This is a genomic window from Lysobacter enzymogenes (assembly GCF_017168095.1).
GTDB classification, from domain to species: domain Bacteria; phylum Pseudomonadota; class Gammaproteobacteria; order Xanthomonadales; family Xanthomonadaceae; genus Lysobacter; species Lysobacter enzymogenes_D.
Genome location: NZ_LXSD01000364.1, coordinates 26,216 through 33,352, shown reverse-complemented (window position 1 = coordinate 33,352; position 7,137 = coordinate 26,216). Strand labels below are relative to the sequence as shown.

The following is a 7,137-nucleotide window of genomic DNA, read 5'->3' as shown; positions in this document are numbered from 1 at the left end:
AGGTGCGGCTGATGCCGGCCGCCGACCCGCCGCACCGCGCCGCGCCCGGCGCCGACGCGCAGCAGCGCGCGCACATGCTGGACCTGGCCGTGGCCGGCGAGGCCGGGTTGCTCGTGGACCGGCGCGAATTGCAGCGCGAAGGCCGCTCCTACACGGTCGAAACCCTGCGCGAGGCGCGCCGCGAATTCGGCCTGGAACGGCCGCTGGCGCTGCTGGTCGGCGCCGACAGCTTCCTCGACCTGCCCCAATGGCGCGAATGGCAGGCGCTGTTCGGCCTGGCCCATTTCGTCGTCGCCGAACGGCCGGGCAGCCCGCTCGACGAGGGGCGCGTCGAAGCCATCGCACCAGGCCGCGAGACCACCGACCCGGCCGACCTGGGCCGGGCTCCGGCCGGCCGTGTGTACCGGCTCAAGCAGCCGCTGCACGCCGAATCGGCCAGTCAGGTCCGCCAGCTCATCGCCGACGGCCGGCCCTGGGACGAATTCGTGCCGGCGCCGGTGGCCGCCTACATCCGCGCCTGCGGCCTGTACGGCGTCGTCGCCGATCGCGGCGCGACGACCGCCTGAACCCCCGCCGCGCGGTCCGCCGCGCCGCCGCAAGGGCCTTGGGTATAATCGGCACATATCTTCCGAACGACGAGCCGTACCTCTTGACCAGCCAAGCCCAAGTCATCAAGACCCAGCTGCCGAATCCGCCGCCGCCGACCGAGCTGCTGCTCAAGACGGTCCACGCCGCGGTCGAAGAACTCAAGGCCAAGGATGTCGTGGAAATCGACGTGCGCGGCAAGAGCAGCGTCACCGACTACATGGTGATCGCCTCCGGCACCTCGACCCGGCACGTCAAGTCGATCGCCGACGAAGTGGTCAAGTTCGCCAAGAACCTCGATGTCATGCCGCTGGGCGTGGAAGGCGAGCGCGAGGCCGAGTGGGTGCTGGTCGACCTCGGCGACGTGGTCGTGCACGTCATGCTGCCGCGCGTGCGCGAGTTCTACGCGCTCGAACGCCTGTGGACCGTCGGCGACCAGCCGCCGCCGCCGGAAGGCGTGGAAGGCCGCCGCGACGCGTCCGACGAGGACGAGCGTTACTGACGCGGCCTCGCGATGCGTAAGCGAAAACGGCGCCCCAGGGCGCCGTTTTTCATGGTGCGCGCGTTGTCGCATTGCCGACTGTAGGAGCGACGCGAGTCGCGACCGCGACACCACGCATACGGCGCAACCTTGCAACCCCGCGGTCGCGACTCGCGTCGCTCCTACAGTCGGAGCACCCGCAGCCGCTGCGTCTCAACTCAGCGCCAGCTTCCCCGCCGCCGCCGCGATGCTGCGCGTGGTCGTCGCCGACCTCGACGACTACCGCCGCTTCCAGACCACCCACCTGACCCGCGCCAACGGCATTGCCAACGTCAAGACCGACCTGCCGAGCCAGGTGGTCAAGCGCAGCTACGAACTGCCGCTGTAGCCGCGCGCCGCGCAAACGAAAAGGGCGCCCGAAGGCGCCCTTTTGGCGAGTGTCGCGCAGGCGATCAGTTGCGCGACTGCAGCTTCGACAGCAGGCGCAGGAACTCGATGTACAGCCACACCAGGGTGACCATCAGGCCGAACGCGCCGTACCACTCCATGTACTTCGGCGCGCCTTGCTCGACGCCGGTTTCGATGAAGTCGAAGTCCAGCACCAGGTTCAGCGCCGCCACCACCACCACGAACAGGCTGAAGCCGATGCCGACGATGCCGGACTGGTGGATGTAGGGGATTTCGATGTTGAACATGCGCAGCACGATCGAGGCCAGGTAGACCAGGGCGATGCCGCCGGTGGCGGCGACCACGCCGAGCTTGAAGTTCTCGGTCGCCTTGATCAGGCCGGTGCGGTAGGCCGCCAGCAGCGCGAACAGGGTGCCGAAGGTCAGCATCACCGCCTGGATCACGATGCCCGGGAAGCGCGCCTCGAAGATCGAGGAGATCGCGCCGAGGAAGAAGCCTTCCAGCAGCGCGTACATCGGCGCGGTGACCGGCGACCATTCCTTCTTGAACGTGGTCACCAGGCTCATGATCAGGCCGCCGATCAGGCCGCCCCACAGGTACAGCCCGGCGCCGGAAACCTGGCCGCGCGGGCCGATCTCGATCTGGTTCCAGGCGAACGCGGCGGTCAGCACGGTCAGCAGCAGCAGGAAGCCGGTCTTGTTGACCGTACCGTTCAGGGTCATCGCCTGGCCGTCGCCGCGGACGACCGCGCCGCTGCCGAGGTCGAGGAAGGTGGATTCCTTCAGGGCGGGGTTGCCGCTGCGCATCATCGGTGTAGCTCCTTTTCGTAGCGAGCCGCCGGCCCGGCCGGCGGCGGAACAGGTTTTCTGATCGGCGAAAGCATACACGGCGCTGTTCGCGGCCGGCCGCGGCAGGATGTTTCCAAGTGTGCTTGCCGCCGGGCGCGGATCGGCGGCGCGCGCCGATTGCGCGACAGGATTGACAGTTCAGGAAGCGGCGACGACACTATGCGGCCTTTCGCGGCGTTGGCGCGCCACGGGAGTCCCGGTTCCGGGGTATAGCTCAGCCTGGTAGAGCGCCAGCTTTGGGAGCTGGATGTCGTGGGTTCGAATCCCTCTGCCCCGACCATCCATCGTCCAGGCCGGCCGTCAGTTAAGATTCGACTTTCCTGGCGCCCGTAGCTCAACCGGATAGAGCACCGGCCTTCTAAGCCGGTGGTTGCAGGTTCGATTCCTGCCGGGCGCGCCAAATTCGCAAGCGCTGTGCGGTACAATGCGCAGCCTGTAAGTGTTCTACGGTGGCTGTAGCTCAGTTGGTTAGAGTACTGGATTGTGATTCCAGATGTCGGGGGTTCGAGTCCCCTCAGCCACCCCATTCAAATCGTTGCGGCGGAAATTTGTTGTAACGAAAGTGTTGTGCGGAGCGAAGTTGTTGTGTAAGATTTCGCTCCTCGGTTTTACCGGGCCGTTAGCTCAGTTGGTAGAGCAGTTGACTCTTAATCAATAGGTCCAAGGTTCGAATCCTTGACGGCCCACCAAACAAAAAGGATCTGGCTCGCGCCAGGTCCTTTTTCTTTTCCGGACGAAAAAACCGAAGCGCGCATCGCCGCGCGCTGCGCCGTCGGCAATAGGACGGCATGAAATGGCGGCGACTTTCGGCGTGGGGTTGGGCGGTTGTCTGCGCGATCGGCGGCGCTTGCGCTCGGTGTGAGCGCTGTTCCGTCGGGGGATCGAATCGATGCGGGGCGTGGCCAGCCCGGGCGATGGGGGCGTCGTGACTGGCCGTCTCGGTTTGCGCGACGCGATGGTGTTGTTATCGCGAGCTTCGCGGACGGCGCGGCAATAGCCCGGCATCGCGCCGCGCCTGCGGCCGCAGTGGCCTGCGCGCGTCCGAGCGCACACGACGATTCAACGATGACGCCTTCCCATCTCGATCCGCAGTGGGTGTTCGCCTGGCAGGCCGCGCATTGCATCGCCCGCGGTGCGCCGCCGCCGGTGCGCGATCGCGGCGGCGTGCGGGTGGATACCGGTTCGGACAAAGAAACCAGGCGCTGGGTGTTTCCGCAGCTGTGCGACGGGCTGCGCGAGGTCGCGCGCGAAATCGCGGCGCCGCGGCATTACTTGAAGCTGTGCGGCTCGGACGAAGAACTGCGCAGCGCATTGCCGGCGCGCTGGGCGCTGCAGCCGGCGAACTATTTCATGACCGCCGCAGTCGGTGCGCCGGCGCTGCCTGCGCCGGACGGGTACAGAATCGAGCTTTACCGCGCCGGCGCGGTGGCGCGCGCTTGCGTCATCGCCGCGGACGGCGAGTTGGCCGCCAGCGGCTGCGCGGCGGAAACGGCGGACGTCTTCGTCTACGACCGGATCGAAACCGCACCGCCGCATCGGCGCAAAGGCCTGGGCGCTGCGGTGATGGGCGCGCTCGGCGCGGCGCGGAAGTCGCGGGCCAATCCCCAGCTCCTGGTCGCGAGCGAAGACGGCCGCGCGCTGTATGCGCGCCTGGGCTGGACGGTGCTCGCGCCGTTCGCCGCCGCGGCGATCGCCGAGCAGTGAGCCGGCAGGGGCGCGCGCGGCGGTCGAAAGCGGGCAGTGGCCGCGCGCGCTCACGATATGTCTCTGTGGCGCACAAAAAGTGCCGGAAAACATCACATTTCAGCCGTGACCTCGTCGGCGCAGCGGCGGACAGCGGGCGCGAAATCCGGTATCCCTGATTCATCGAGCCGCGCGATCGCTCGCAGCGTCCGCGCTCGTCGTTGCCTCCCCCTCAAAACTCCGGCTTCCCGGTGGCGGACAGAATCGCTGGCTGTCCGCTCCGGCGCGCGCGTGCGCCGCTCGCAGGCGTCGCGCGCGCAGGGGAACGATCCAGCGACATCATCGTATGAACAAGGAGAGGTGCATGAAGCGGACCATGATGAAGGCGGCGACGGCGGCGGTGTTCGCCGCGGGACTGGTGATCGGCATCGGCGCGGCCAACGCGCAGGTGGCCGGGCAGTTCTGCAGCCCGAACGGCGCGGCGACCACCATCGTGCAGAACGGGTGGCGCTACTACTACACCTGCAGCAAGAACAAGTGGGTGTTCGTGCGGGCCTGCCCGGTCGGTGGCGGCCATTGCATCGAGTGAGCGCGCAGTAACCGCCGGTTCGGCGCTGCCCGTTCGAACAGCGGGCGGGTAAGCGCGGCAGCTGCGACCCTGTCGGCCGTCTGGCCGGCAGGGTCGCTGCGTTGTTGCGGGCGCGAGTCACGACCGGTTCGGTCAGGTGCGTCAGTTGTTGAGCCCGAAGCCGCGCCGACGCCGGTTTTCTCGTATCGTCCGGTCCGCCAGCGGCGCTGCGACCGATACGGTTCGCGAGGCCGTGACCCTCGAGTCCGGCCGGCAGGCCGGCCACCAGGACCGAAACCATGTCTCGCCGTCCGTCGCGTCCCATCCCGTACGCAACGCCTCACGCGATCGTGCGCAGCTGCGCGATCGCGCTGGCGCTGGTCCTCGCCGGCGGCGCATCGGCCGCGGCGCCTCGCGCCGCCGCCGATGTCGGTAACGACGCCAGCGCCAGCGCCAACGTCAGCACCGGCGACGCCGATGTCGACCTCACCCTGGATCTGGCGCAGGAGCGCGCCCTCAACGCCGACCGCCCCGACTGGCCGGCGGTGCGCGCACGCGCCGCGGACCTGGTGCGCGCCGAGTCCGGCGAAGCGGGGCGCGCGGCGGCGATCGGCTACGTGCTGGCGTCGTTGGGCGATGGGCATTCGTTCTATCTCAGCGCCGGACAGCTCGCCGCCCGCCTCGGCGGCGCCCGCGACGAGGCCGACGGCAAGCAGCGCGCGCCGATCGCGCAGGCGCAGGCGCCGTTGGCCGGGTTCGCACGGCTGTCGCTCAACGGCTGGGTCGGCGACGGCGAGGCGGCGGTGATCGAGGCGGCGCGGCAGGTGCGGCGGGCCTTGATCGAGTCGCTGGGCGAAGGGCGCTGCGGCCTGATCCTCGATCTGTCCGGCAACGGCGGCGGCAACATGTGGCCGATGATGGGCGGGCTGGCGCCGCTGTACGACGAAGGCCTGGTCGAGGTCTACGATGGCCGCGGCGGGCGCGCCGAGTTGAACGTGCGCAAGGGCGCGCTGCATTCGGGCCGCCTGCGCCTGCCGAACGTCGACTTGCCGCCGCTGCCGCCGCTGCCGGCGCGGCCGCAGCGCATCGCGCTGATCCTGGGGCCGCAGACGGCCAGTTCCGGCGAAATCGTCGCGCTGGGCTTCAAGGGCCAGCGCAATGCGCGTTCGTTCGGCGCCGCCACCGCCGGCGCGACCAACGCGAACCAGGGCGTGCACCTGCCGTCCGGCGGCGTGCTGGCGCTGACGATCGCGCGCCTGCTCGATCGCGACGGCGTCGCCCAGCAGGGGCCGCTGCTGCCGGACCAGCGCAGCGAGCGGCCGTTCGAGGCCGCGACGCAGTGGCTGCAGGAACAGTGCGACGGCGCGGCGCAAACGTCCGCGCAGTGATCGCCGCGCAGAGGGAAGGCGGCCCGCGCGGCCGCGGACGAAGCTAGCGGCCTGCGGCGCTCGGCGAGGCCGCTTTCGGCGAGGCCGCCCTCAGCGCTTGCCGAACCGCTCGGCCAGCGCGTCGGTCGCCGTCACCAGCGCATCCACGATCGCCGGATCGGCCGCGCTGTGCCCGGCCTGGACGATGCGCAGCTGCGCTTCCGGCCACGCCGCGGCCAGATCGACCGCGCTCTTGACCGGGCAGATGATGTCGTAGCGCCCGTGCACGATGGTCGCCGGGATATGGCGGATGCGGGCGACGTCGCGCAGCAGCTGGTCGGGCTCCAGGAACACGTCGTGGCGGAAGTAATGCGCTTCGGCGCGCGCCACGCTCACCGCCGATTCGATGTCGCCGTGGATGCCCGGCTCGTCGGGATCGTGCAGCAGCGTGGTGCTGCCGCCTTCGCAATCGCTCCAGGCCATCGCCGCTTCGATCCGCACCTTCGGGTCCTTGCTGTCCAGGCGCCGCCAGTAGGCCTCGACCATCTGCCCGCGCTCTTCCTCGGGGATGTAGTCCAGGTAACGCTGCCAGCGCTCGGGGAAGATCCAGCGCGCGCCGCCGTCGAGCTCGTTGAACCAGCGCAGCTCCGGCGGCCGGCCGAGGAAGATGCCGCGCAGCACCAGCCCCAGCACCGGCTGCGGATGGGCCTGCGCATAGGCCAGGGCGAGGGTGGAGCCCCACGAGCCGCCGAACACCACCCAGTGCTCGATTCCGAGCAGCGCGCGGATGCGCTCGATGTCGGCGACCAGATGCCAGGTGGTGTTGCCGCGCAGCTCCGCGTGCGGGGTCGACTTGCCGGCGCCGCGCTGGTCGAACAGCACGATCCGGTAGCGGGCCGGATCGAAGAAGCGGCGGTGATACGGCGACACGCCGGCGCCGGGGCCGCCGTGCAGGAACAGCACCGGCAGCCCGTGCGGGTTGCCGCATTCCTCGACGTGCAGCTCGTGCAGCGCGTCCACGGCGAGGCGATGGGTGCGGTAAGGCTCGATCTCGGGATACAGCTCGCGCATGGCGGTCGCAGCCGGTGGGGAAGGGCGCAGCATAGCCGCGCGCGCCGGCCGGCGGCGTGCCGGCGCTGGCGCTTCGGCCACCGCCGCAGGGCTCGGCATTTGCGCCGGCGCGCCGTTAGAATGCGG

The 7,137-nt window shown here is 69.7% G+C and carries 8 protein-coding genes and 4 tRNA genes; 10 read left to right on the top strand and 2 right to left on the bottom strand.

From position 1 onward, the window contains the following. Window positions 1-2: 2 nt before the first annotated feature. The 3 genes from nadD (at window position 3) to A7A76_RS25895 (ending at window position 1,454) form a co-directional block, all read left to right on the top strand. Window positions 3-566 carry a nicotinate-nucleotide adenylyltransferase gene (gene nadD, locus A7A76_RS14590; protein WP_206411860.1) on the top strand — a complete coding sequence of 188 codons (564 nt, stop codon included), beginning with the start codon at window positions 3-5 and terminating at the stop codon, window positions 564-566. An 83-nt stretch (window positions 567-649) separates the two neighbouring features. After that, window positions 650-1,087: a ribosome silencing factor gene (gene rsfS / locus A7A76_RS14585; RefSeq protein ID WP_057948290.1), complete on the top strand. Its 438-nt coding sequence runs from the start codon at window positions 650-652 to the stop codon at window positions 1,085-1,087. 235 nt (window positions 1,088-1,322) lie between these two features. Then, the gene (locus A7A76_RS25895; RefSeq protein WP_277425833.1) at window positions 1,323-1,454 is read left to right on the top strand and encodes a hypothetical protein; all 132 of its coding nucleotides are present in this window, start codon (window positions 1,323-1,325) and stop codon (window positions 1,452-1,454) included. Window positions 1,455-1,518: 64 nt separating this feature from the next. Here A7A76_RS25895 and A7A76_RS14575 read toward each other — a convergent pair whose 3' ends face one another. Then, on the bottom strand, window positions 1,519-2,280 hold the full coding sequence (locus A7A76_RS14575; protein ID WP_206411862.1) for a Bax inhibitor-1/YccA family protein: 762 nt from the start codon (window positions 2,278-2,280) through the stop codon (window positions 1,519-1,521). 245 nt (window positions 2,281-2,525) lie between these two features. On the opposite strand from A7A76_RS14575, the gene A7A76_RS14570 reads away from it, so the two are divergent. From A7A76_RS14570 to A7A76_RS14540, 7 genes are all read left to right on the top strand, one after another. Continuing rightward, window positions 2,526-2,602, top strand: a tRNA-Pro gene (locus tag A7A76_RS14570). 43 nt (window positions 2,603-2,645) lie between these two features. Continuing rightward, window positions 2,646-2,722 (top strand) — tRNA-Arg (locus tag A7A76_RS14565). Between the two features lie 49 nt (window positions 2,723-2,771). After that, window positions 2,772-2,848: transfer RNA gene (locus A7A76_RS14560), tRNA-His, on the top strand. Window positions 2,849-2,935: 87 nt separating this feature from the next. Next, window positions 2,936-3,011: transfer RNA gene (locus tag A7A76_RS14555), tRNA-Lys, on the top strand. Between the two features lie 169 nt (window positions 3,012-3,180). Then, entirely contained in the window at window positions 3,181-4,026 is an 846-nt protein-coding gene (locus tag A7A76_RS14550; RefSeq protein WP_206411859.1) for a GNAT family N-acetyltransferase, read from the top strand. Between the two features lie 343 nt (window positions 4,027-4,369). Then, window positions 4,370-4,594 carry a hypothetical protein gene (locus A7A76_RS14545; protein ID WP_206411858.1) on the top strand — a complete coding sequence of 75 codons (225 nt, stop codon included), beginning with the start codon at window positions 4,370-4,372 and terminating at the stop codon, window positions 4,592-4,594. A gap of 278 nt (window positions 4,595-4,872) precedes the next feature. Then, window positions 4,873-5,961 (top strand): S41 family peptidase, encoded by a 1,089-nt coding sequence (locus A7A76_RS14540; RefSeq protein WP_206411857.1) that lies wholly within the window; start codon window positions 4,873-4,875, stop codon window positions 5,959-5,961. A gap of 90 nt (window positions 5,962-6,051) precedes the next feature. On the opposite strand, the gene pip is transcribed toward A7A76_RS14540, so the two are convergent. Next, on the bottom strand, window positions 6,052-7,011 hold the full coding sequence (gene pip / locus A7A76_RS14535; protein WP_206411856.1) for a prolyl aminopeptidase: 960 nt from the start codon (window positions 7,009-7,011) through the stop codon (window positions 6,052-6,054). Window positions 7,012-7,137: the final 126 nt, after the last annotated feature.